The sequence below is a fragment of the Mycolicibacterium insubricum genome (assembly GCF_010731615.1).
In the GTDB taxonomy this organism is placed as follows: Bacteria; Actinomycetota; Actinomycetes; order Mycobacteriales; family Mycobacteriaceae; genus Mycobacterium; species Mycobacterium insubricum.
In genome coordinates this window covers 3722995-3746713 of record NZ_AP022618.1, presented here as the reverse complement: position 1 = coordinate 3746713, position 23719 = coordinate 3722995, and the positions used below count along the sequence as shown (strand labels likewise).

24 protein-coding genes are annotated in these 23719 nt (G+C 68.0%); 11 read left to right on the top strand and 13 right to left on the bottom strand.

What is annotated here, in order from left to right; translation table 11 throughout:
* The first annotated feature begins 12 nt into the window (after positions 1–12).
* Genes G6N16_RS17610 through G6N16_RS17585 form a run of 6 tightly spaced genes read left to right on the top strand, consistent with a single transcriptional unit; the run spans position 13 to position 7816 of the window.
* Positions 13–1239, top strand: coding sequence for an MCE family protein (locus G6N16_RS17610; RefSeq protein WP_234806027.1), 1227 nt, complete (start codon positions 13–15; stop codon positions 1237–1239).
* Positions 1236–2264: an MCE family protein gene (locus tag G6N16_RS17605; RefSeq protein WP_083033589.1), complete on the top strand. Its 1029-nt coding sequence runs from the start codon at positions 1236–1238 to the stop codon at positions 2262–2264. Before G6N16_RS17610 ends, G6N16_RS17605 begins: the two co-directional genes overlap by 4 nt.
* Complete coding sequence (locus G6N16_RS17600; RefSeq protein WP_083033591.1) at positions 2264–3349, top strand: MCE family protein; 1086 nt, start codon at positions 2264–2266, stop codon at positions 3347–3349. Before G6N16_RS17605 ends, G6N16_RS17600 begins: the two co-directional genes overlap by 1 nt.
* The gene (locus G6N16_RS17595; RefSeq protein WP_083033593.1) at positions 3349–4737 is read left to right on the top strand and encodes an MCE family protein; all 1389 of its coding nucleotides are present in this window, start codon (positions 3349–3351) and stop codon (positions 4735–4737) included. Before G6N16_RS17600 ends, G6N16_RS17595 begins: the two co-directional genes overlap by 1 nt.
* Before the next feature lie 26 nt (positions 4738–4763).
* Positions 4764–6074: an MCE family protein gene (locus tag G6N16_RS17590; protein ID WP_083033957.1), complete on the top strand. Its 1311-nt coding sequence runs from the start codon at positions 4764–4766 to the stop codon at positions 6072–6074.
* Positions 6074–7816, top strand: a complete 1743-nt coding sequence (locus G6N16_RS17585; RefSeq protein WP_083033959.1) for an MlaD family protein — start codon at positions 6074–6076, stop codon at positions 7814–7816. Before G6N16_RS17590 ends, G6N16_RS17585 begins: the two co-directional genes overlap by 1 nt.
* Positions 7817–7898: 82 nt before the next feature.
* On the opposite strand, the gene G6N16_RS17580 is transcribed toward G6N16_RS17585, so the two are convergent.
* On the bottom strand, positions 7899–8411 hold the full coding sequence (locus G6N16_RS17580) for an Rv2253/PknI dimerization domain-containing protein (RefSeq protein WP_163787916.1): 513 nt from the start codon (positions 8409–8411) through the stop codon (positions 7899–7901).
* Positions 8412–8514: 103 nt separating this feature from the next.
* Entirely contained in the window at positions 8515–9246 is a 732-nt protein-coding gene (locus G6N16_RS17575) for an Rv1363c family protein (RefSeq protein WP_133053002.1), read from the bottom strand.
* A gap of 138 nt (positions 9247–9384) precedes the next feature.
* Here G6N16_RS17575 and G6N16_RS17570 point away from each other — a divergent pair, with 138 nt between their 5' ends.
* The gene (locus G6N16_RS17570) at positions 9385–9750 is read left to right on the top strand and encodes a hypothetical protein (protein WP_083033287.1); all 366 of its coding nucleotides are present in this window, start codon (positions 9385–9387) and stop codon (positions 9748–9750) included.
* Positions 9751–9823: 73 nt separating this feature from the next.
* Here G6N16_RS17570 and G6N16_RS17565 read toward each other — a convergent pair whose 3' ends face one another.
* A complete protein-coding gene (locus G6N16_RS17565) occupies positions 9824–10288 on the bottom strand; it encodes an Rv2576c family protein (RefSeq protein WP_083033266.1) in 465 nt (154 codons plus the stop codon).
* Positions 10289–10290: 2 nt separating this feature from the next.
* Positions 10291–10752 carry a hypothetical protein gene (locus tag G6N16_RS17560; RefSeq protein WP_083033288.1) on the bottom strand — a complete coding sequence of 154 codons (462 nt, stop codon included), beginning with the start codon at positions 10750–10752 and terminating at the stop codon, positions 10291–10293.
* Between the two features lie 155 nt (positions 10753–10907).
* On the opposite strand from G6N16_RS17560, the gene G6N16_RS17555 reads away from it, so the two are divergent.
* Positions 10908–12503, top strand: a complete 1596-nt coding sequence (locus G6N16_RS17555) for an AMP-binding protein (protein WP_083033267.1) — start codon at positions 10908–10910, stop codon at positions 12501–12503.
* 9 nt (positions 12504–12512) lie between these two features.
* Here G6N16_RS17555 and G6N16_RS17550 read toward each other — a convergent pair whose 3' ends face one another.
* The 9 genes from G6N16_RS17550 to G6N16_RS17515 form a co-directional block, all read right to left on the bottom strand.
* Complete coding sequence (locus tag G6N16_RS17550) at positions 12513–12941, bottom strand: hypothetical protein (protein WP_083033269.1); 429 nt, start codon at positions 12939–12941, stop codon at positions 12513–12515.
* Positions 12942–12953: 12 nt separating this feature from the next.
* Complete coding sequence (locus G6N16_RS17545; protein ID WP_234806011.1) at positions 12954–13559, bottom strand: hypothetical protein; 606 nt, start codon at positions 13557–13559, stop codon at positions 12954–12956.
* Between the two features lie 83 nt (positions 13560–13642).
* Positions 13643–13771: a hypothetical protein gene (locus tag G6N16_RS21980; protein ID WP_264025119.1), complete on the bottom strand. Its 129-nt coding sequence runs from the start codon at positions 13769–13771 to the stop codon at positions 13643–13645.
* Positions 13768–14565 carry a CbbQ/NirQ/NorQ/GpvN family protein gene (locus tag G6N16_RS17540; protein WP_083033272.1) on the bottom strand — a complete coding sequence of 266 codons (798 nt, stop codon included), beginning with the start codon at positions 14563–14565 and terminating at the stop codon, positions 13768–13770. The genes G6N16_RS21980 and G6N16_RS17540 overlap by 4 nt, the downstream gene beginning before the upstream one ends.
* 27 nt (positions 14566–14592) lie before the next feature.
* Complete coding sequence (locus tag G6N16_RS17535) at positions 14593–16116, bottom strand: nitric oxide reductase activation protein NorD (RefSeq protein ID WP_083033273.1); 1524 nt, start codon at positions 16114–16116, stop codon at positions 14593–14595.
* 175 nt (positions 16117–16291) lie between these two features.
* Positions 16292–16897: a hypothetical protein gene (locus G6N16_RS17530; RefSeq protein ID WP_110810962.1), complete on the bottom strand. Its 606-nt coding sequence runs from the start codon at positions 16895–16897 to the stop codon at positions 16292–16294.
* A gap of 193 nt (positions 16898–17090) precedes the next feature.
* Positions 17091–17708, bottom strand: coding sequence for a TetR/AcrR family transcriptional regulator (locus G6N16_RS17525; RefSeq protein ID WP_083033275.1), 618 nt, complete (start codon positions 17706–17708; stop codon positions 17091–17093).
* 61 nt (positions 17709–17769) lie between these two features.
* On the bottom strand, positions 17770–19407 hold the full coding sequence (locus tag G6N16_RS17520) for an FAD-dependent oxidoreductase (protein WP_407663668.1): 1638 nt from the start codon (positions 19405–19407) through the stop codon (positions 17770–17772).
* Between the two features lie 13 nt (positions 19408–19420).
* Entirely contained in the window at positions 19421–20146 is a 726-nt protein-coding gene (locus tag G6N16_RS17515; protein WP_083033276.1) for an IclR family transcriptional regulator, read from the bottom strand.
* Positions 20147–20271: 125 nt separating this feature from the next.
* Here G6N16_RS17515 and G6N16_RS17510 point away from each other — a divergent pair, with 125 nt between their 5' ends.
* The 3 genes from G6N16_RS17510 to G6N16_RS17500 are packed head-to-tail and all read left to right on the top strand — an operon-like array spanning position 20272 to position 23719.
* Positions 20272–21135 (top strand): alpha/beta fold hydrolase, encoded by an 864-nt coding sequence (locus tag G6N16_RS17510; protein WP_083033278.1) that lies wholly within the window; start codon positions 20272–20274, stop codon positions 21133–21135.
* 3 nt (positions 21136–21138) lie between these two features.
* The gene (locus tag G6N16_RS17505; protein ID WP_083033279.1) at positions 21139–22845 is read left to right on the top strand and encodes a bifunctional 3-(3-hydroxy-phenyl)propionate/3-hydroxycinnamic acid hydroxylase; all 1707 of its coding nucleotides are present in this window, start codon (positions 21139–21141) and stop codon (positions 22843–22845) included.
* On the top strand, positions 22802–23719 hold the full coding sequence (locus G6N16_RS17500) for a 3-carboxyethylcatechol 2,3-dioxygenase (RefSeq protein ID WP_083033281.1): 918 nt from the start codon (positions 22802–22804) through the stop codon (positions 23717–23719). The genes G6N16_RS17505 and G6N16_RS17500 overlap by 44 nt, the downstream gene beginning before the upstream one ends.

Sequence of the window (23719 nt, the reverse complement as noted above, 5' to 3'; positions counted from 1 at the left end):
CCCGTGACCGAGTTGGGCGCGAACGCGCCCCGCCGCGCGCCCACCAAACGGCGTCACGTCCCGGGCTATGTGCGCCCGCTGGTCGGTCTGGTCGCGGTGCTGGCCCTGATTCTCGTCTTCGCCGTAGCGATTGGCCTGTTCAACGGCAGCTTCACCAAGACCGTCCCGGTCACCATCAAGGCCAAGCGGGCCGGCCTGGTGATGAACACCGACGCCAAGGTCAAGATGCGTGGCGTGCAGGTCGGCAAGGTCGAGTCGATCGAGTCGCTGCCCGACGGCACGGCCGAACTGCGCCTGGCGATGAATCCCGCCCAGATGCACCTGATCCCGGGGAACGTGCGCGCCGAGATCGCCGCGACGACGGTGTTCGGCGCCAAGTACGTGCAGCTGAATGCGCCGGACGTGGCCTCGGGCACCCTGCAGCCCGGCCAGACCCTGGACGCCGAGCACGTCACCGTCGAGATGAATACCGTGTTCCAGCAACTGGTCTCGGTGCTCGACAAGATCGACCCGGTCAAGTTGAACCAGACCCTGGGCGCGATGTCGGAGGCGTTCGGCGGCCGCGGTGAGCAGTTCGGTAAGACCGTCACCGACCTCAACGCGCTGCTGGGCACCCTGGAGCCGAGCCTGGACAACATGGGCAAGGTGATGGAGCTGATGGCGCCGGTGTCGGCGGCCTACGCCGATTCCGCGCCGGCGCTGCTGGAGACCGTGCGCAACACCACCACCATCAGCTCCAGCATCGTCGACGAGCAGAAGAACCTGGACACCTTCCTGGTCAGCCTGACCGGCCTGGCCGACACCGGTAACGACGTCATCGGCAGCAACCGGCCCGCGCTGAGCAAGACGCTGAACCTGCTGGTGCCCACCACCGATCTGCTCAACGAATACGCGCCCGCTTTGCAGTGCTCGCTGCAGGGCATGCAGAACATGATGGATCAGGCGCCGCAGATGGACCCGGGCGCGCTGGTCGCCGTCAACTTCACCATGCACATCGACCGCTACCGGTATCCGGCGAACCTGCCCAAGGTGGCCGCCAAGGGCGGGCCGAAGTGCATGGGCCTGCCCTACATCGGTTACGGCAACAAGGCGAAGTTCCTGGTCACCGACACCAACTCGAACCCGTGGCAGTACGGCAACCAGGGCGTGGTACTGAACTCCGACGGCCTCAAGCAGCTGTTGTTCGGACCGCTGGACGGACCGCCGCGCAACACCGCACAGATCGGACAACCGGGATGACCCGCGCCAGAAGCACCCTGGTCAAGTTCGGGGTTTTCGCGACCGTCATGGTGGTGGCCACCGTTGCGCTGTTCATGGCATTCGCCGAATACCGCACCGGGTCGGTGAACAAGTACACCGCCGTGCTGGAGAACGCGTCCCGGCTCAAGTCCGGCGACTCCGTCCGGGTGGCCGGCGTGCGGGTGGGCACCGTGAACGGGGTGTCCCTGCAGGACGATCGCAGCGTGCTGGTCAAGTTCGACGCCGACCGCGACATCCGGCTGACCACCGGCACCAAGGCCGCCGTGCGCTACCTCAACCTGGTCGGCGACCGCTACCTGGAGCTCATCGACGCACCCAGCGCCGACACCCAACTGGCACCCGCGGGCTCGCAGATCCCCAAGGAACGCACCTCGGGCGCACTGGATCTGGACCTGTTGCTGGGCGGCCTGAAACCGGTGGTGCAGGGACTGAACCCCGAGGACGTCAACGCGCTATCCCGAGCGCTGGTCGACATCCTGCAGGGCCAGGGCGACACCATGACGTCCCTGCTGAGTCGCACGTCGTCGTTCTCGAACAACCTGGCGGACAACAACGACGTCATCCAGTCGCTGATCGACAACCTCAACACCGTGGTGGGCACGCTGTCGCGCGACGGCGACAAGTTCTCCGGCGCCATCGACCGGCTGGAAAAACTGGTCACCGGCTTGGCCCAGGACCGCGACACCATCGGCGACGCGGTCACTCAACTGGACAACGGCACCGCGTCGATCGCCAGCCTGCTGTCCGAGGCCCGCGGTCCGCTGGCGGCCACCATCACGCAACTCAACCGGACCGCCACCCTGCTCGACAACGGCAAGGCGACCCTGGACGCCGGCCTGGCGCGCAGCCCGGGCAACTACCACAAGCTGGCCCGGCTCGGTTCCTACGGCAGCTGGATCGCCTACTACCTCTGCGGTCTGACCGCCCGTGTCACCGACCTGCAGGGCCGAACCGCCGTCTTCCCCTGGGTGAAGCAAGAAGGTGGAAGGTGCGCTGACATCTGATGCGTAAATACCGCGAATCCAACCTGATCCGGGCCGGCATCCTCGGCACCGTGGTGATCCTGCTGATCATCGCGGTCGGGCTGCAGCCGGAGCGACTGCTGCAGTGGGCCACCTCGGTGCAGCGCCAGGCGCTGTTCACCGAGGCCGGCGGTCTCGCCGTCGGCAACGACGTGACGCTGTCCGGCATGAAGATCGGCTCCGTGACGGGCGTGTCACTGGAAAACGGTGACGCCCTGGTCAGCTTCACCACCGAGGGCCGCTATCCGCTGGGATCGCTGACCACCGCGCACATCCGCACCGGATCGCTGCTCGGCGAGCGGGTGCTGACACTGGAATCCGACGGCAGCGGCACGCTGCGCCCCACCGACGTCATTCCGACCTCGCGGACGTCCTCGCCGTACTCGCTCACCGACGCCATCGGCGATCTCACCACCAATACCGCGGGCACCGACACCGCCAAGCTCAACCAGTCGCTGGACACTCTCTCGGCAACCCTGGACGAGATCGCCCCGAAGCTCGGGCCGACCTTCGACGGGCTGAGCCGGCTGTCCAAGTCGATCAACGGGCGCAACGAGAACCTGGCGTCACTGCTCAAGAGCGCCGCCACCGTCACCAAGGTGCTCGGTGAGCGGTCCGCGCAGCTCAACACACTGATCCTCAACGCCAACGATCTGATCACCGTGCTCGATGACCGGCGTCAGGCGATCGTCAGCCTGATCACCAACACCTCCGTGGTGGCCCAGCAATTGCGCGGGCTGGTCGCCGACAACGAGGAGCAGCTGGCGCCGACGCTGGCCCGGATGAACTCGGTGACCGCGATTCTGGAGAAGAACCGGGACAACATCTCGAAGATGCTGCCGGACCTGAAGAAATACATGCTGGCCCAGGGTGAAACCCTGGCCAACGGCCCGTACTACAACGCCTTCGTGCCCAACCTGGCGCTGCCGGAGGTGGCGACACAGCCGTTCCTGGACTACGCGTTCGGCTTCCGCCGCGGCGTGAACGCCGGCCAGCCGGCCGACAATGCCGGGCCGCGAGCCGAGCTTCCCCTGCCCTACAACGGGATTCCGGGAGGATCGCGCTGATGAACAAGCGTTGGAAGAATCTCGGTGCGCTGGCGCTGGTCATCGCACTGGTCGTGGGCGGCGGCTTCCTGGTCAATCGGCTGTTCTTCGCGCCGCGGACGTTCACCGCGATCTTCGAATCCGCCAGCGGTATCTACCCCGGTGACGAGGTCCGGGTGTCCGGGGTGAAGGTCGGCACCATCGACTCGATCACCCCGGAGGGCACGCAAGCCCGGCTGACCCTCAAGGTCGACCGCAAGGTGCCGGTGCCGGAGGAGGCCAAGGCGGTTATTGTCGCGCAGAACCTGGTGGCCGCCCGGTTCGTGCAGCTGGCCCCGGCCTATCGCGGCGACGGGCCGACCATGGCCGACGGCACCGAAATCCCCAAGGACCGCACCGCCGTTCCGGTGGAATGGGACAAGGTGAAGACCCAGTTGATGCGGATGGCCACCGAGTTGGGACCGCGCAGCGGGGTGGAGGGCACCTCGGTCTCGCGGGTCATCGAGAGCGCGGCCAACGCCTTGGAGGGCAACGGCCCCAAGCTGAACGAGACCATCAAGCAGCTATCCGGGGTCTCCCGGGTGCTGGCCGAGGGCAGCGGCAATATCGTCGACATCATCACCAACCTGCAGCTGTTCGTCACCGCGCTGCGTGACAGTGATCAGCAGGTGATGTCGTTCCAGAACCGGCTGGCCACCCTGACCAGCCTGGTCGACGGCAGCCGCAGCGATCTGGATTCGGCGCTGGTCAACCTGTCGGCGGCCACCGTCGAGGTGCAGCGGTTCGTCTCCGGTACCCGGGACAAGACCGTGGAACAGGTGCAGCGGCTGAGCAATGTCACTCAGAACCTGGTGGACAACCAGATGAACCTGAAGAACATTCTGCACATCGCGCCAAATGCCTTCATCAACGCCTACAACATCTACAACCCCGACACCGGCAGTGCGGTGGGGCAGTTCGTCTTCAACAACATGGCCAGTCCGCTGCAGTTCATCTGCGGTGCAGTCGGGGCGGTATCGAATGTCACCGGACCCGAATCCGCGAAGCTCTGTGCGCAGTACCTCGGGCCCGCACTGCGGTTGGCGAACTTCAACACGCTGCCGTTCCCGATCGCCCCGTTCCTGATGCCGTCGGCCAGCCCGGAGAACATCGTCTACTCCGAGCCCGGTTTGGCGCCCGGCAGCGGTGGTGGCAGCCCGACGCCGCCCGAGCAGCCGCTGACGGTCTCCGCCTACGACGGGGTGGCACCGGGTCCGGCGCCGTTCACCGGCCGGGCGCCGGGTGAAGCGCCGCCGGGAATCGCGCAGCAGCTACCGGGCGGCCCGTACTCTCCGCCCAATGTGCCGGCGTCGGTCTATTCCCAGCCGAATTCGGTTCCGGCGCTGCTCAACCCGGGCGGTGGCCAGTGAACGCCAAGTCCGTGAAAAGGGGTGCCATGAACCGCACGCGGCTGGCCATCGCGGCGGGCAGCATCGTCGCGGTGAGCACCAGCGGCTGTGCATTCCAGGGGGTCAACTCGCTGCCGCTGCCCGGCGCGGTGGGCCGCGGTCCCGATGCGCTGGTGTACCACGTTGAAATCGGCAATGTCGCGACGCTGGAACCGAATTCGCCGGTGATGCTCAACGACGTGGTGGTCGGCAGCGTCCGTAAGATGAGCGTGAAGAACTGGCACGCCGATGTCGAGTTCTCGGTCAAGCCGGACATCGCGGTGCCGGCCAATGTCGTTGCCAGCGTGGGCCAGACCAGCCTGCTGGGGTCCATGCACCTGGCGCTGAACACCCCGCTGGGCCAGCCGGCGTCCGGGGCGCTGGCACCCGGCGCGACCATCGAGCTGAACAACTCCTCGACCTATCCGACCACCGAGCGGACGCTGTCGTCACTGGCGACGGTGGTCAACGGCGGTGGACTGGGGCAGATCGGCGACGTGATCCACAACTTCAGCGTCGCGATGAACGGCCGCGAAGGTGAGTTCCGGCAGTTGCTCACCCGCCTCGATGATTTCGTCGGCGTGATGGACGCCCAGAGCAACAACCTGGTCAGCTCCATCCGGTCGCTGGACAAGTTGGCGTCCACCTTCGCCGGTCAGCGTGACGTGATCTCCCAGGCGCTGGTGAAGATCCCGCCGGCCCTGGACGTGCTGATCAAGGAACGGCCGCAGTTCGTCACCGCATTGCAGAAGCTCGGCACCTTCGGCCAGACCACGCATCAGTTCGCCGCGGAGTCCCAAGCCGATCTGGTCCGCAACCTGTCGAACCTGGTCCCCGCACTGGACGCACTGGCCAACGTCGGACCGGAACTGCCGCAGATTGTGGAGTACATCGGCCATTTCCCGTTCACCCAGAGCTTCATCGACCGGGCGATCCGCGGCGACTTCATGAACTTGTACGCGGTTTTCGACTTCTCGGTTCCGCGGTTCAAGCGCAGCATGATGCTGGGCACCCGTTGGGAGGACCAGGCCACCGGTCATGTGCCGACGATCGGTGATCCGGCCTTCCTGAACTACACCTACGATCCGCTGCGAACCGGGGTAACACCGCTTCCGCCCAATTCCACGCCGGCGAATCCCACGTCGGCGACGACGGGTGGCGCGGCCGAGGTGGCACCGGCGCAGGCGCAGACGATGGCCAGTACCGGGCCGTTGCTGCCGGTGGTTCCGGGGGCGCCGGTGCTCGGCGGACTGGTGCCGACCGCCACTCCGGCGACCGGTGACTCGATCTTTGCCGGACCGTACGGGAATGGTGGCTGATGCTCACTCGTTTCGTCAGGACTCAGCTGATCCTGTTCACCATCGCCTCGATGGTGGGTGTGGCCGTCATGCTGTTCACCTACATGCAACTGCCGACACTGTTGGGTATCGGCCGGGTGACGGTCACCATGGATCTGCCGGAAACCGGTGGGCTGTACCAGTTCAGCAACGTCACCTACCGCGGCGTGCAGATCGGCAAGGTCACCGCGGTGGACCTGACCGACACCGGGGCGAAGGCAACGCTGTCGCTGGACCGCTCGCCCAAGGTGCCGGCGGATCTGCAGGCCGAGGTCAAAAGCATGTCGGCGGTGGGTGAGCAGTACGTGGATCTGTTGCCCAACACCAACTCCGGGCCCTACCTCACCAGCGGTTCGGTGATCCCCCGGGAGCGGGTGAGCATTCCGCAGCCGGTTGGGCCGATGCTCGACAAGCTCAGCGCGCTGGTCGACACCATTCCCAAGGACAAGCTCAGCCAGCTGCTCGACGAGACCTACCAGGCGTTCAACGGGACCGGCTACGACTTCGCCTCGATGCTGGACTCGGCGTCGAAGATCACCGGCGAGGCGAACCGAATCTCGGACAAGACCCGTGCGCTGGTTGATGATTCGGTGCCGTTCCTGGCGGCCCAGGCGCAGACCACCGACTCGATGCGGGTGTGGAGCCGCAGCCTGGCCGGCATCACCGGGCAGGTCGCCAAGAACGACGGCGACGTCCGGGGACTGCTGCGCAACGGCCCGGGATTCGCCCAGGAGACCGGCAGCCTGCTGAACCAGATCAAACCGACGCTTCCGGTGCTGCTGGCGAACCTGAGCACCATCGGCCAGATCGGCGTCGCCTACCATGCCTCGCTGGAACAGCTGCTGGTGCTGCTGCCGGCGTACGTCTCGCAGTATCAGACCTACGGGATGATGGTCAACAACCCCGCCGGTGTGCCCAACGGTGACTTCTCGCTGGGCATCGGTGATCCGCAGCCGTGCACCGTGGGCTTCCTGCCGCCGTCGGCCTGGCGCAGCCCGGAGGACACCTCCGAGATGGACACCCCGGACAATCTGTACTGCAAGCTGCCGCAGGATTCCCCGATCGCGGTCCGCGGAGCGCGCAACTACCCGTGCATGGAGCATCCCGGCAAGCGGGCGCCGACGGTCGAGCTCTGCGACGACCCGCAGGGCTTCCAGCCGCTGGCGCAACGTCCGCACATTCTCGGGCCCTACCCCCTGGACCCCAACCTGATCTCACAGGGCGTCCCGGTGGACTCGCGCGCGACACCGGACTCGAATATCTATGGGCCGGTGGAGGGTACGCCGCTGCCGGCCGGGATGACCGACCGGCCACAGGGCGCCCAGCCGGAGCCGCAGCCACCTGCCCGGTTCCCCGGTATGGGCCCCGGCCCGATGCTGCCGGGTCAGCCGACGTTTCTCGAGCCGCCGGCGGGCACGACGCCAGGCCTGCCCCCGGACGCGAACCCGGGTACCGCGCCGCTGCCGCCGACCGAAATGCCCAAGAACACCGAGTTGCCGACGGTGCCCGGAATCGGTCCGGTACAACAGGTTCCGATGATGGGGGAGGGCGCGCCCTACGTTGCACCGTCGGCCTATAACGGTGCCGCCCCGTCGGGACCGTCGGTGCGGGTGGCCCAGTACGACCCGCGTAACGGCGAGTACATGGGCTCGGATCGTCAGCTCTACCAGCAGGCCAACCTGGTCGCCCAGCCGAAGTCCTGGCAGGATCTCATGCCGACCTGATCGTGTCGGGCCCGCCGGCCCGGTGACACAACGAGAATGGCCGACCCTGAGGGTCGGCCATTCTCGATTCCGCGGGACGGAACTAGATCTTGCGCATGTAGAACGGCATCCGGATGGCGGTCGGCTGGTTGCGGCCGCAGGCTCCGCTCGGGCCCAGCGTGTAGTTCTCACCTGCGAACTCCCCGCTGGAATAGAAGGCGTCATAGCTACCGTCGCGGGCCACGGGGTAGATCTTGTACGTCTTGAGTCCGTCGATCGGCACCCCGTCTTCGCAGTACCGCCAGTTCGGAATTGCCCGCTTGACCAGCCACAGTCCGTTGATGGTGTAGATCGGCGCGGTCCAGCCCGCGGTGCTGACGACGGTGCCGGTGCACATGCTCGGCGCCGAACACTGGGTGCTGACGGTCCAGTCTTCGCGCTCGCTGGGCTGGTTTTCGTAGCGCTCGTTGATCTTGGCGAATTCGCCGTTGGAGTTGACGGCGAAGCGGCCGTTAATGCCGTTTGGTTCGGCGCCGGCGGGTGCGGCGGTCAACAGCCCGGCGGTCAGCGCCACCGCCGCCAGGGTGGCGGCGGAAGCGGTTCTGCTGGCCGGCATGTCCATACACCTCCGTGCGAGAGAGAATTCTATTCGCAAAGTCGCAGAATAACATTGGCTCGGGGACTGCCGACGGGCAATGGGTTGATTCCCGGCGGCGGGTTCAGATGAAATCCAGGTCGGCGATCTTCATCTGGCCGCCGTCGCGCTGCAGCGTGACCGCGATGCGGAAGTCCTCCGGCTCCAGGCGGCCGTCCTTGACGTTGGTGGCCTGTGACTTGGTGGACACCAGTACCACTGCGGAATCTGGCGACAGTGTTTCCACCGCCACCACGCCGATGGTCACCACGGTGACGATTTTGGACTTCTGCAGATTCTCCGCCAGGGCGTCGGCATGTTCGGCGTACTGGTCGTGCAGTCGACCGGTGGAACTGTCCAGGATGCGCGCTACGCTGCCCTTGGCGTCGTTGTAGTCCAGCGACATCAGGTTGATGACGCCCTGGCGCGCGATAGCGGTGTACTCGGCGACCCGCTGCGCGCGGGTATCGGCGACGCGATGGGTCCAGAACATGGCTCCCGCTGCGGCCGTCAGTCCGGTCACGGCCAGGGCGGCGAATCCGGCGGCCACCGGCCGCCAGGGCAGCCGGCGACGCTCGGCGGCCGGTGCGGCGGCCGCGGTTTCGGGGTCCAGTAACGGTCCGCCACCGCGGCGTTCGGCGGCGGCCAGCGTCTGTTCGGCTAGTCGGCGCAACGCCTCGGCACGCTCGCGGGCGGCCCGGGCCCGCTCGGCCGCCTCGGTGGCTGCGCGCTCGGCTTCTTCGCGAGCGCTGAGACCGGCGGGCTGCTCGGCGTCCGGCTCGCGCGACGCGTCGTCGGCGGGGGGGACTTCCGGCATGGCGACCTCCTGGATATGTTCTGCCACTGTCGATCTTCGCAGAAACCGATAACGGTATTCTCATGCTGTGCGAAAGTGGTGGACGTGCGTGTGACCGAGGGGGCCGGCGCCCCGTATGCGATATCGATCGGCGTGTCGATGTTAGCCGCCGGACTGCTGACCGCACCGGCGGCCGGTGCCGGCCCCGAGCATTGCAATGATGCGTTCTGCACTCCGGGTATCACCCCCGGGGTGGTGCTGGGCAGCAATTGCGACAACACCACCTATTACGTTTTCGGGACCGCAGTGGCCGGGCCGTCGATCAACGAGGGCCGCTTGGTTTTCTGCGGCTCGCCGCGCCGGTACGAGCCGCGCTGGTTCCGCTCACCACCGATGCTGGGCATCCGGGACCTCGGCAGCACCTGCCTGGGGAACGAGTTCTCCGTCGCCCAGGCGCCGGACGGTCTGTTCTTGTACTGCCAGGCCATCGACGGTAAGACCGTCTGGGTGCGTGGCGACACCTGAGCGATTCTGAGCACGTCTATCGAATGGGGATCGGCTTGTGGCCGGTCCCCATTCGCGTGCTACCTGCTGTGGTTCAGTACCAGTTGCGCACGGAGCAGACAGCGCCCTTGGGGCCGCTGTTCTTCTTCACCACCACGCCGTCGATGGCCAGCTCGCAGCGGAAGGTGGTGTTCGGCGGAAAGGACACGTCCTCGCCGCTCTGCACGGTCACCATCGCCCAGGTGTTGGGGTCGTTGAGCCGGGTCTCCAACACCCATGGCTTGCCGGGTCCCAGATCGACGTCGGCGCGCGGGGTGAACTGGTAGGGGTTGTGGCTGTAGTCGGAGAACACCGCCGGCTCAATGTCCCGGTAGTAGATGTAGGACCAGACCGGGTTGTCCGAGGTGACCGTGTACTTCACCGTGTGCGCCGGCGGGGGCGGCGGGGCGTCGTCGGCGGCCGGCGGATCGTCGTCGTCGGCCAGCGCCGGGACGGCGGTCAGGCAGGCCCCACCGAACAGCAGCGCCGCCAACAGGGTTCGACCGAACGTCCCGCGCATCCTCACATCCTCTCCAGGGTGAACGGGTAAGTCAGACTGCCGCCAGGGGCGCCGTCGCAGCCCTCGTCGAAGGTCGAGACCATCTGGCCGGCGCGGGTGTTGCCGTCCCAGGTGTAGACGTCGTGGGTGGGCACCGTCGGGCCGTAGTAGATGTCGCCGCAGCGCAGTCCGAATGGATCGTCGACGGTCATGCTGTAGGTGCTGCCGTCTATCTGGATCTTGGAGTGGGAGTAGACCGCCTTGGCCACCGGCTGCGGTACCAGCATGGCATCGATGCAGGTCCAGATCTTCTGGTTGTTCCCGTCGCGGCACGGCATGGTCGCCGACAGGATCCAGGTGTGGAAGTCGCGGCGGTCCGGGATGATCAGGTTGTAGTTCCCGTACTCCATGGCCGACGCCGGGGGTGCCAGCGCGATCGAGGCCATCGCCGTGGCCACCGCCGCCCCCATTACTACCGATTTCACTGCGTCCTCCACACCGCCGGGATTGCTCGGCTGACTATAGAACGAGAACGGGCCCCGGCACGCCGGAACCGGGATCTGTACGGCACGTGGATGAGATTGGCATTCTCGTCATCGGAGAATAATATCCTCACTTGAGAACGGAGGTGTGACCGAGCATGCGAACGATCCCGGCCGAGCTGGTTCAGCGGTACTACGACGAGGGCTGGTGGACCGCCGACACCCTTGGCGACCTGCTGGCCCGAGGCCTCGCGGCAGCCCCCGACGCGCAGTTCCGGGTGCACTCGGCGGTGCGGCCGTACAGCGGGACGTTCACCGATGTCGAGGCCTCCGCGCGCCGGCTGGCCGCCGGTTTGCGCGACCGGGGCGTCGGACCCGGTGACGTGGTGGCCATGCAGCTGCCCAACTGGATGGAGGCGGCGGCCACCTTCTGGGCCTCGGCGCTGCTGGGCGCCGTCGTGGTGCCGATCGTGCATTTCTACGGACGCAAAGAACTCAGCCACATCCTGGGCGACGCCCGACCGAAGGTGTTCATCACCGCGGAATCGTTCGGGCGGATGACGTTCGAGCCGGACATCTGCGCCGACGTGCCGATCGTCGGCGTGGTCGGCCGGGACTTCGACGAGCTGCTGGCAGAGGAGCCGATGGCCGGGGTGGCGGCCGTCGACCCCGCGGCTCCGACGCTGATCGCCTACACCTCGGGCACCACCAGCGTGCCCAAAGGTGTGATCCACAGCCACCGTTCGCTGGTGCACGAAACCCATCAGCTGGTCGGGCAGAACCGGGACAAGCCCGGAAAGCTGTTGACCGCCACCCCGGTCGGGCATTTCATCGGCATGGTCGGAGCGTTGCTGATGCCGGTGCTGTCCGGCGCGCCGATCAACCTGACCGACGTCTGGGATCCCGGGCTGGCGCTGGCCCTGATGAAAAGCGACGATCTGGCCATCGGCGGCGGGCCGCCGTACTTCGTCACCAGCCTGCTGGAGCATCCCGACTTCACCACCGAGCATCTGGCCGGCGTGCAGACGGTCGGGCTGGGCGGATCGACGGTGCCGGTCGCGGTCACCGAGCGGCTGGATGGCCTGGGCATCAACGTCTTCCGGTCCTACGGCAGCACCGAGCACCCGTCGATCACCGGGTCGCGGTGGGACGCGCCGGCCGACAAGCGGCTCTACACCGACGGCTGCGCCCTCTCCGGTGTGGAGATCCGGCTGGCCCCCGACGGTGAGATCTGTTCCCGCGGGCCCGATCTGTGCCTGGGCTACACCGACGACGCGCTGACCGCCCGGGCATTCGACTCCGACGGCTGGTACCACACCGGCGACGTCGGGGTCTTCGACGACGACGGCTACCTCACCATCACTGACCGTTTGTCCGACGTCATCATCCGCGGCGGTGAGAACATCAGCGCCGTCGAGGTCGAGGAGGCCCTGCTGGGGATGCCGGGCATCGCGGAGGCGGTGGTCGTCGCCACCCCCGACCCACGCTACGGCGAGCACGCGACCGCCGTGCTGCGCATGCTCGCCGGTCACGACCTGCCCGGAATCGAGGATGTGCGTGCGCATTTCGAGTCCGTCGGGATGGCTCGGCAGAAGTGGCCCGAGCAACTGGTGGCGGTCGGCGACTTCCCGCGCACCGCCAGCGGCAAGGTGCAGAAGTACAAGGTTCGCCAGATGGTCGCCGGCGGGTTCGGCGAGCAGTGTAGTTCTGCGAGCACGAGGCCCGCCGCCGACGATAGGTCCACCCTCGACTGAACCCGACGCCTACTTCCCGTCGGCCTGCTGCTTCTGGATCCTTTCCTCGTGGATCCGCACCAGCTCGCGGAAACCCAGCCGGTGGTACTTGGGCACCGGCTGGATGCCCCAGTCGTCCTGGGCGGTGGCCTTGCCCGCGGCACCCTCGGGCGGCCCGAACGGCGGGTACGGATATTGGCACTCCAACTCGTCGTTGGAATAGCGGACCTTGAGCAGCTCGCTGCAGATCTCGGTGAGACTCAGCGTGGGATAGCCGTAGTAGACCGCCATGAACGGCAGGGTGAAGCCGCCCTCGATGACCAGGGCGACCAGGCACACCAGCACCGCGCGTTGGATCCAGCGGTGCATGCGCGCGTAGTACGGGGCGGTGCCCGGTGGCAGCGTGGCGTCGGTGTCGGAAGAATCGCCGCTGGCGGACCCGACCGGTGTTGTCGTCATGGTGAACTCCGTTCAGTCGGTGAAGATTTCGCGGTTGACGGTGTGCAGGTAGGGGATGGCGAGGAAGGGGGTGATGTAGAAGATGTCGTAGAGCCACCAGCCGATGACGGGGAAGATGACGCCGGCGTAGCGGACGTCGGCGTACATGGTCATGTTGAACACATAGGCGCACCAGATGACCACTCCCATCCAGCAGGTGACGATCATCCACTGTTGGCCCCACCGCTTCATCTGCAGGAACCCGATGGCCGCCGCGCAGCGCATGGCGAAGACCGTGAGGATCAGCCCGGCCACATAGCTCTTCTCGCCGGGCCCGGCCGAGCCGCCGATCCACAACTCGTTGTAGTGCCAGAAGTAGCCGGCGTCGAACATGTTGCCCCAGCCCACCATCAGCACCCGGTTGATCAGGGTGTGATTGGCCACCAGGTCCAGCGCCCAGCCCAGGCTGTTGAGCGCACCGTCGATCAGCACCAGATAGCCGATCAGGGTGACGATCATCGGGCGCACCGACAGTCCGGCGCGCTGGGCCTGACGCTGCAGCCACACCCCGCGCATGAAGATCGGGAAGCCGATCAGCCCCGGGATCCACATGCCCATGCCCAGGGCGCCGGCGATCATCCACTTGTCGGCGCGGCGCTGGGCGAGCCGGGAGGCCTCGTCGTGCTCGTCGGCGCCCACCGTGGCCAGGGGCGCGGGGGAGCTCACAGGTCCCACCAGCCGCGGGCGAACGACATGTACAGCTGGATGCCGAACATGATCGCCAGATAGCCGTAGACCACCAGCTGCAGAACGATCAACGCGTGCTTGCGCTTTCGATCCTGCTCATTCATCGGATCTCCCTTTCGTCGGACATCAGGCACGCCGCGGCGATTTCGCGCAGGCCCTCGTTGATCGCGCCGTCGGTGCTCAGCGGCGCCAGCACCGCAGCCTCGACGGCCTCGTGCTCGGTCGCGCCGGCGACGATCAGATCGGCGGCGGTCACCAGCACCCGGGTCGACGGCGGCTCGAAATGGAACGCCGCATCGGAGTTGCGGATCGCCGTCGCGCAGCCGACCAGGCGCGCCGCGACATCGGCGTCGACACCGGTCTCGGCGACGATCACCTCCGCCTCGCCCTCGGGCGGCAGATAGCCCATCGGCACCGTCACGAACCGCTGCCGGAACGACGGTTTGAGCTCCTTGAGGGAGCTGCGGTAGGCCGGGTTGTAGGAACACACCAGCATGAAGCTCTCCGGTGCTTTCACCTCCTCGCCGGCCCGGTCCAGGTAGAGCGTGCGCCGGTGGTCGGTCAGCGAATGCAGGATCGCCAGCGAATCGTGGCGGGACTCCACCACCTCGTCGAGATAACAGATGGCACCGGCCTTGACCGCGCGGGTCAGCGGCCCGTCGGTCCACACCACGTCGCCGCCGGTGACCATGAACCGGCCCACCAGGTCCGAGCTGGTCAGGTCGTCGTGGCAGCTGATGGTGACCACCGGGAGCCCCAGCAGCGAACCCATGTGCTCGACCAGGCGGGTCTTCCCGCAGCCGGTGGGCCCGGTCAGCATCACCGGCAGCCGGCGTCCCTGCGCCTGCTCGAACAGCCGGACTTCGTTGCCGCCGGCCAGGTAGTTCTGGGTGTTCACGGATCTCCTTGGTGGTGTGGCGGGCGTTCAGACGGCGACCAGTTCGCGGTGCACGTGGGCGAGCACCCGGGGCAGTTCCTCGACCCGGCGGATGCGTTGTGACCGACGGGGTCCGAACACCTCGGGCAGCGGATCGACCCGGGTCGGCCCGACGCCGACGTAGTAGACCGACACCCCGGCGTCGTGGGCCTCGTCCACCGCATGCGCGGCATCGGCCCACGCGTAGCGGCCCTCGTATCCCTCGTCGGAGATCAGCCCGTCGCCGATGACGATCAGCAGCCGCCGCTGCGACGGCTGGTCGAGCAGGCGGCGAGTGAGGTGCCGTAGCGGTGCACCCAGGCGGGTGTAGCCGCCGGTGACCAGGCCGGCCGCGCTCGGCGGGACGAACCGGCGGTCCTCGAAGTCTTTCAGGCACTGGACTTCCACCCGGTGCCGGGTGTTGCCGGTGAAGACGAAGATGCCGTGCCGCTCGCGGGCCGCGGACATCGCCCGGGACAGCGCGTCGGCGCAGGCCAGTTCGAGGGCGAAGATCCGGCCGCCGTGCACCCCGAGCGACGAGCTGCCGTCGAGCAGCAGCGCGGTGGTGACGTCCCGGCGACTCGGCAGCAGCTCGCGGAACACCCGCGGCTCCATGGCCTCCCCCGAGGCGAGGTCGATGCGGTGCTCGACGTAGGCGGCCACGTCGAGGTCGGAGCCGTCGTCGCGGTGATCGACCATGGCGCGGTGGGTGTGCTCGGTGAACCAGGCGCGCAGATCCGCCGAGGCCGGGGTCTCCGGGCGGATGTGCGGTGGCCGCGGGTATTCCAGCACGGCGACGTGGTCGCGCAGGAAAGAGTTCGTCCACGCGTTCCACTCCGGGTAGGGGATACCGGGCCGGTGCGCGGGGGTGGCGTCGAGCTCGTCGTCCTGCGGCCGGCTCGGCGGCGGCAGGTTGGGATTGCGGACCCCGCCGTCACCGCCGACCGGCACCGAATACGGCCGGGGCAACCGCTTCTGGTTGCTGGTCCACGGCAGCCTGCCGAACCGGCGGCGCAGCGCCTCGGTGAAACCGGCGGGGGCGGTGTGCGCCACGGGTAGGCAACCCAGCAGCGGGTCGACGACCAGGGTGCCGGGCTCGCGGGCCAGCTCGACGGCGCGGCGCAGCATCTCCTGGCCGGTCATCTCGGGCTCGGCCGCGGTCAACTCCGGTAGCAGGCGCGCGATCTCGCCGACCAGGCCGGGCCAGCGGCCACCGATCCAGCCGAGCGCCACCCGGGCTTCCACCAGGGTCAGGGCGCGTAGCTCCCGGGCGGACAGTTCGCCCAGCCGGAATCCCACCACCGCGTCCTTGGACGGTGAGCACTGCAGCGCCACCCCGGCGGTGACCGACCGGCGGGTCCAGCCCGCTCCGGCGGGCGGGTACGGCACCTGGACCAGACTCAATGCCGCGTTGAGACCGAAACTCCGCTGTTCCCCGGTGATCAGCCGCACGCCGTCGCGACGGCCGTCGCTCAGCGCGACGGCCGTCAGGGCGGCGCTGCGTTCCAGGAAGGACGCGTCGTTGTCGGGCACGGGCGGCTCAGAACGTGCCGATGGAGGAGAACATCCAGTACCAGAACCAGATGATCAGGGCCGTTCCGCCCCAGGCCGCGAGATAGCGGCAGATTTCCCAGAACATCGGTCCTCCTCGGTGGTGGGGTGCGCCGGCAGCGAACTGGCGACGCTGACAGGAGTCAGTAAGTGGGGGTCAGTCGGTGAAGATTTCGCGGTTGACGGTGTGCAGGTAGGGGATGGCGAGGAAGGGGGTGATGTAGAAGATGTCGTAGAGCCACCAGCCGATGACGGGGAAGATGACGCCGGCGTAGCGGACGTCGGCGTACATGGTCATGTTGAACACGTAGCCGCACCAGATGACCACGCCCATCCAGCAGGTGACGATCATCCACTGTTGGCCCCACCGCTTCATCTGCAGGAACCCGATGGCCGCCGCGATTCGCATGGTGAAGACGGTGAGGATGAGGGCGGCCTCCCAGGACTTCTCGCCGGGTCCGGCGGCCCCGCCCACCCACAGTTCGTTGAAGTGCCAGAAGTACCCGGCGTCGAACATGTTTCCCCAGCCGGTCAGCAGCACCCGGGCCAGCAGGCTGTGGTTGCCGACCAGGTCCAGCGCCCAGCCCATCGCGTTGATCGCGGCGTCGATGATGACCAGGTAGCCGAGCAGGGTGACGATCATCGGCCGTACGGCGAGACCCGCGCGCTGGGCTCGCCGTTGCAGCCACATGCCGCGCAGGAACAGCGGCAGCCCGAAGATCCCCAGTACGGCGCTGCCGATCAGCAGCGAGCCGCCGATCATCCACTGGTCCGCCCGGCGCTGCGCGAGCCGCGAGGCCTCGTCGTGTTCGGCTGTGCCGAACACGGCCGCGCCGGTGGACGCCGACGGTGACAGCGGCGCCCCGGGGGCGCGTCCGGCGAACATTTGACTGACTATAGTCATTGAAAGTCGGCGCGCAAGCACACCGGACGAGTTGGGTGTCGGATCGAGTCGGTCAGGGTTTGACGCTGACCGAACAGGCCTGCAGGCCGTGCAGCGTGCGCGCGACGAAGTCCTCCAGCAGGGCGTCGCGGATCGGCCAGTCGTTGGTGGTGATCAGCAGCGCGTAGAAACCCAGCAGGTAGAACACCGCGCTGTTCCACGGCGTGACCGCGGCATCGACCTCACCACGCCGCTGAGCCGCCTCGATCTCGCCGGCCACCCCGGCGATCACCGGATGGGTCTGGTCGTCGGTGGCCGGCGGCCGGGTCTGCGAAAAGTGCAGCGCCAGAAAGTCCTTGAACAGCGGGTTGCCGAGCCGGCGTTCCAGCCCGAGCACCAGGCGCAGCGCCTCGCGCAGCGCGGCCTCCAGGGTGTGCGGCTTGGCCAGGAACCGGTCGTAGGCCCGGGCGATCCGGTCCTCCTCGCGCTGCTCCAACTCCAGCAGCACGTGTTCCTTGGTGGGGAAGTGGAAGAAGAACGTGCCGTGCGCGACGCCCGCCGCCGAAACGATCGCCGCGACATCGGCATCGGCCATCCCGGAACGCTTGAACTCGGCGATTGCCGCACCCAGCAACCGTTCCCGGGTCGCCAGCCGCTTGCTCTCGCGGGTCGACCCGTCCGATGACGCCATGACAGTGAGGGTAGCGCCGAACCGCGCCGGGGATGCCCATCCGGGGTGACCCGGGCGTGGGTCACACGGTGGCGGCCGGGGTTCCCGTCGCCGCGTGATGGCCGGCCCGGAAGCCGAAAACCATGGCGGGGCCGATGGTTCCGCCGGCACCGCCGTAGGCGCGGCCGGTCACCCCGGCCATCGCATTACCCGCCGCGTACAGGCCGGGGATGACCGGTCCGGTGACGTGGCGCACCCGCCCGTCGCCGTCGGTGCGCGGTCCGCCCTTGGTGCCCATCGCCCCGATCGCCACCGGAACCGCGTAGTACGGCGGGGTGTCCAGCGGCCCGAGGGTCTGACCGGCCGGCGTGGGCGCCTCGGGGTCACCCCAGTACCCGTCGTAGGCGCTGGCGCCCCGGCCGAACTCCGGATCGCGCGGATCCTCACCGGTAGTCTCGGCGTTCCACGCGGCAACCGTGGCAGCCAGCCCGTCGGCGTCGACGCCCATTTTGGCGGCCAGTTCGCCCAGATCGGCCGATTCGTTGAACCAGTCCAGTGGCGCACCGCCGGGTTCCACACCGAGGAAGCCGTACTTTTTCAGGTGGCCGGCGTCGAACACGATCCAGGACGGGTCGTTGACGTAGCCCTCGCGCGGGTGCAGGTACTGGAACGCCCCGGACATCGAGTTGTAGTCGCTGGCCTCGTTGACGAACCGCTTGCCGGCGGTGTTGACGATGATGCTGCGCGGCCGGGTGCGCTCCAATCGGACGCTGCGACTGCGCTGGTGGCCGTCGATGGTGTCGCCGGGAATCTGGATCACCGGCACCCACCACGCCTCACCCATGTTCGCCAGGTCCGCGCCGTGCGCCATGGCCATTCGCAGCGCGTCGCCGGTGTTGGCCGGCGGTGACACCGGGCCGTGCATGGGCCCGCGCAGGAATGCCTCGACCAGCCGGGGGTCCCATTCGAACCCCCCGTTGGCCAGCACCACGCCGCGGCGCGCGCGCACGGTCACGACGTCGTCGCCGACGGCGACCCGCACCCCGACGATCTGGCCGCCCTCGGTCAGCAGCTCGATGCCCCGGGCGCCGGTCTGCACGGTGACGCCGCGGTCGAGCACGCCGCGCAGCAGACCACCGATCAACGCCGCGCCGGCCACCACCAGGTCGGCGTCGGCGCCGATGTCGGCGTGCAACCGCGCCCGGGTCTCGGCGTCAATCCCGACATTGGAGAAGTCCGCCGGGAACGACGTGATCCGGTCCTTGAATTCCGGAACCCGCTCCAGGTCATACGGTGCCGGGCCCAGCGACCGGCCGCCGCCGGGTCGGCCGCCGGGCAGCTCCGGCTTGTAGTCGGGGAACCCGGTGGCGATCTCGAACCGCACGTCGCTGTTGGCCTCGACGAAGTCCAGCATGACCGGGCCGGTGCGCACGAAAGTCTCCACCAGCTCGTCGTCCATGGCACCGAAGGACTGGGCCCGCAGGTAGGCCATCGCGTCGGCGACGCTCAGCTCACCGTCCGGGCTGCGGTTGTGCGCGGGGATCCAGGCGATGCCCCCGGAGACGGCGGTGGTTCCGCCGACGGTCTCCGCACGCTCGAAGACCTCGACCTCGGCTCCGGCGACGGATGCGGCCAGGGCCGCGGTCAGGCCGGCGCCGCCGGTGCCCAGGACGACGACGTCGGTCTGGCGGTCCCAGGCGATCTCGGTGTTGGCACTCACGGTGTTCCCTTCGTCAACTGTGCTGTGGGCCGGCCAGGATGCCGGCCAAGGTGTGTGCGGCGGCCTGAACCGCCTTGCGGCCGCGAATCAGGACGTCCTCGCGGTGGGAGATGAGGTTGATACAGGTCGGCGGGGCGGGCCGGTCGCGCGGGACCGGCACCGCCAGGCCGTAGGTATTCGGTTCGATCTCGCCGTGGGTGATCACCCAGCCGCGCTCGCGGGTCGCGGTCACCAGGTCGCGCTCACCGGGGCGCGCGGGCATCCCGGCCAGCAGTGCGACGCCGGCGGCGCCGCGGTCGAGCCCGTATCGGCTGCCCTCATGAAAGGACAGCCGGTAGGGGACGTGGGTGGGCACGATGACGGCGATCGCCACCTGCTGATCACCCTCGGCCACCAGCAGAGACACCGTGGCGCCGAGTTCGTCGGCTAGCTCGCGCAGGGTCGGCAGGCACAGCTGGCGCACGTTGTTGTCGAACGAGGCGCCGAGCACCGCAAGCCCGGCGCCGGGCCGGTAGCGGCCATCCTCACCCTTGGTGACCAGGCCGAACTGCGCCAGGGTCGCCAGCAGTCGGTAGGCGATGGTGCGGTGCACGCCGATCTGATCGGCGACCTGCTGGATGCTCAGCCCGTCCCGGGCGTCGGCGACCGCCTGCAATGCGGACAGGCCGCGGGCCAGGGTCTGTGAGCCCGGTGCGCCGTTTCGCTCCTGTGGATCCCGTCCACCCTTGACAGTCGTCACCGCGGAAGCAATGCTCTATATATATTGCACATATATGTGCGATTTTAGCACAATCTCGATTCTGAAAAAGAGATCTGTGTTATCAATAAGTGAGAACGGTATTATCGCATGTAGAAAGGGGTCCCGTGGCCGAGTTCGAGAGCATCTGGAGCGATCTGCAGGGCGTTTCGTTCTCCCAGGGCTACCTCGACGTCGGCGGCGTGCGCACCCGCTACCTGCAGGCCGGTGACCCGGCCCTGCCCGCCCTGGTGCTGCTGCACGGCAGCGGCGGCCACGCCGAGGCCTACGTACGCAACCTCGCGGCGCATTCGGAACACTTCAGCACCTGGTCCATCGACATGCTCGGCCACGGCTACACCGACAAGCCCGGTCACCCACTTGAGGTTTCGCACTACGTCGACCACCTGACGACATTCTTCGACACCATCGGCGCCGATCGGGTCTACCTGTCCGGGGAATCCCTCGGCGGCTGGGTGGCGGCCCGCGCCGCCGTCGACCACCCCGATCGGATCGTCCGGCTGGTGCTCAACACCGCCGGCGGCTCCCAGGCCGACCCCGAGGTGATGAAGCGGATCATCACGCTATCGATGGCCGCCGCCGAGGACCCGTCCTGGGAGACCGTATCCGCCCGGATCAAATGGCTGATGGCCGACAAGACCAAGGACTACGACGACATCGTCGCCAGCCGCCGGCACGTCTACCAACAGCCCGGATTCGTCGCCGCGATGAGCGACATCATGGCACTGCAGGATCCCGTCATCCGAGCGCGCAACCTGTTGGGCCCCAAGGAATACGGCTCCATCACCGCACCGACACTGGTGCTGTGGACCTCCGACGACCCGACCGCCGACGTCAGCGAGGGCCGGCGCATCTCGGAGATGATCCCCGGCGCGAAGTTCGTGGTGATGCCCGACTGCGGACACTGGCCGCAGTACGAAGACCCGGACGCATTCAACCGGCTGCACATCGACTTCCTGCTGGGGCGCTGAGGGATGTCGCTGCCCGTCACGACAGAACAGGTGGACGTCGTCATCGTCGGCGCCGGCCCGGTCGGTCTGACGCTGGCCAATATTCTTGGCGCACAGGGTGTTCGCACGGTGATCCTGGAGGAACGCGACGCCCTCATCGACTACCCGCGCGGGGTGGGTCTCGACGACGAATCGATGCGCGCCTTCCAGTCCATCGGCCTGATCGACGCGGTGCTCCCACACACCGTGCCCAACCAGATCCTGCGATTCACCGACTCCAACCGAAAACTGCTGGTGGAGATGGCACCGCCGGACGCCCGCTTCGGCTGGCCCAAGCGCAACGGGTTCGTCCAGCCGCTGGTCGACGCCGAACTGTGCCGCGGCCTGGACCGATTCGACCAGGTGAGGGTGCGCTGGGGATCCCGGATGTCGGCGGCCGCCCAAGACGCCGACGGCGTCACCGTCACCCTGGCGGACGGGACCGCCCTGCGCGCGGCCTACCTGGTGGGCTGCGACGGCGGCCGCAGCACCACCCGGCACCTGATGGGCGTCAGCTTCGAGGGCACCACGTCCTCGACCCGCTGGCTGGTCATCGACGTCGCCAACGACCCGCTCGGGCACCCCAACAGCGAGGTCGGGGCCGACCCCGACCGGCCGTACGCGTCGATCTCGATCGCGCACGGAATCCGGCGCTTCGAGTTCATGATCCACGCCGACGAGACCGACGAGCAGGCCTGTGACCCGGCGTTCGTCACCCGGCTGCTGTCCACCTTCGTCCCGCATCCCGACCGTGTCGATATCATCCGACACCGCCTCTACACCCACCACTCCCGCATCGCCGGATCGTTCCGGCACGGTCGGCTGCTGCTGGCCGGCGACGCCGCGCACCTGATGCCGGTCTGGCAGGGCCAGGGCTACAACAGTGGCATCCGCGATGCGTTCAACCTCGGGTGGAAACTGGCCGCCGTGGTCAACGGCCGCGCCGAAGACCGGCTGTTGGACAGCTACGACGTCGAGCGCCGCAAGCACGCCCGCGCGATGATCGACCTGTCCACCATGGTCGGCCGGGTCATCTCGCCGACCAACCGCACCGTCGCCCGACTGCGCGACGGACTGATCCGCGCCGCGGCGATCCTGCCGGCGCTGCGCCGCTACGTGCTGGAGATGCGATTCAAGCCGATGCCGCGCTATGACGCGGGTGCGGTGCTGCACAACAGCAATCCGCCGGCACCGGACTCGGTGGTCGGCACGCTGTTCATCCAGCCGACCGTCGACACCCGCACCGCCACCGGCGTGCGGCTCGACGACGTCCTGGGCTCCGGATTCGCCGTGCTGTGCTGGAACAACGACCCCGAATCGATCCTCGGGCCCGGGGAGTTCGCCCGCTGGCGCGCAGCCGGAGCCACGTTCGCCGCCCTGCGGCCCAACACCCAACTGCACTGGGACCCCGATGGCGCCGTGGACCCCGGCGAGGTGATCGTCATCGGTGACCGCACCGGTGCGCTCAAGAAATTCTTCGATACCCGGGCCGAATCGGTGCTGTTCCTGCGCCCGGACCGGTGCATCGCAGCAGCCTGCATCGCGCAGTTGGCGCCGGAACACTCCGCTCGGCTGTTCGCCACGCTGGCTCTGATCGACGGCGCCGAAGGTGGTGATCGGATTGCCGCCCCAACTCGCCCTGTGCGCAATGTCGCACAGCCCGCTGCTGAACCTGCCGGGCCCGTCGGCTGAGCTGCTCGATGACATCGGCGCCGCGATCGGTGCGGCGCGCGACTTCGTCACCGCCTTCGATCCCGAACTGGTGGTGGCGTTTTCGCCGGACCATTACAACGGGTTCTTCTACAAGCTGATGCCGCCGTTCTGCATCGGCACCGCCGCCTCCGGCGTCGGCGACTACGGCAGCCACGCCGGGCCGCTGGCCGTCCCCGCGGACATCGCCCTGGATTGCGCCGCCGCGGTGCTCGACGCCGGTGTGGACGTGGCGATCTCGGCCGGCATCGACGTCGACCACGGCACCACCCAACCGCTGCAGGCGCTGTTCGGCGACGCCGCATCGGTGCCCGTCATCCCAGTGTTCATCAATTCGGTGGCCATCCCGCTGGGACCCATCGCCCGCTCTCGCGCACTCGGGGCGGCGATCGGCGGGTTCCTCGCCGGGCTGGATCGGCGGGTGCTGCTGCTGGCCTCCGGGGGTCTGTCGCACGACCCACCGGTGCCCACCCTGGCCTCCGCCCCGGCGGCCGCGCGGGCCCGCATCGTCGACGGCGAACCGATGGGGCCCGAGGGCCGCACCGCCCGCCAGCAACAGGTGGTGGCCGCCGCCGCGGAATTCGCCGCGGGTGCCGGATCGTGCCGGCCGCTGAACCCGGACTGGGACGCCGCCCTGCTGGACCTGCTGGACACCGGCAACCTCGCCGCCTTCGACGGCTGGACCAATGACCGGATCGCCGCCGAAGCGGGCAATTCCGCTCACGAGGTGCGCACCTGGGTGGCGGCGTTCGCCGCGCTGGCCACCGCCGGGCCCTACCGCACCGGCAACCACTACTACCGACCCGCCCCCGAACTCATCGCGGGCTTTGCCATCCGAACGGCGGTGCCCGTGTGA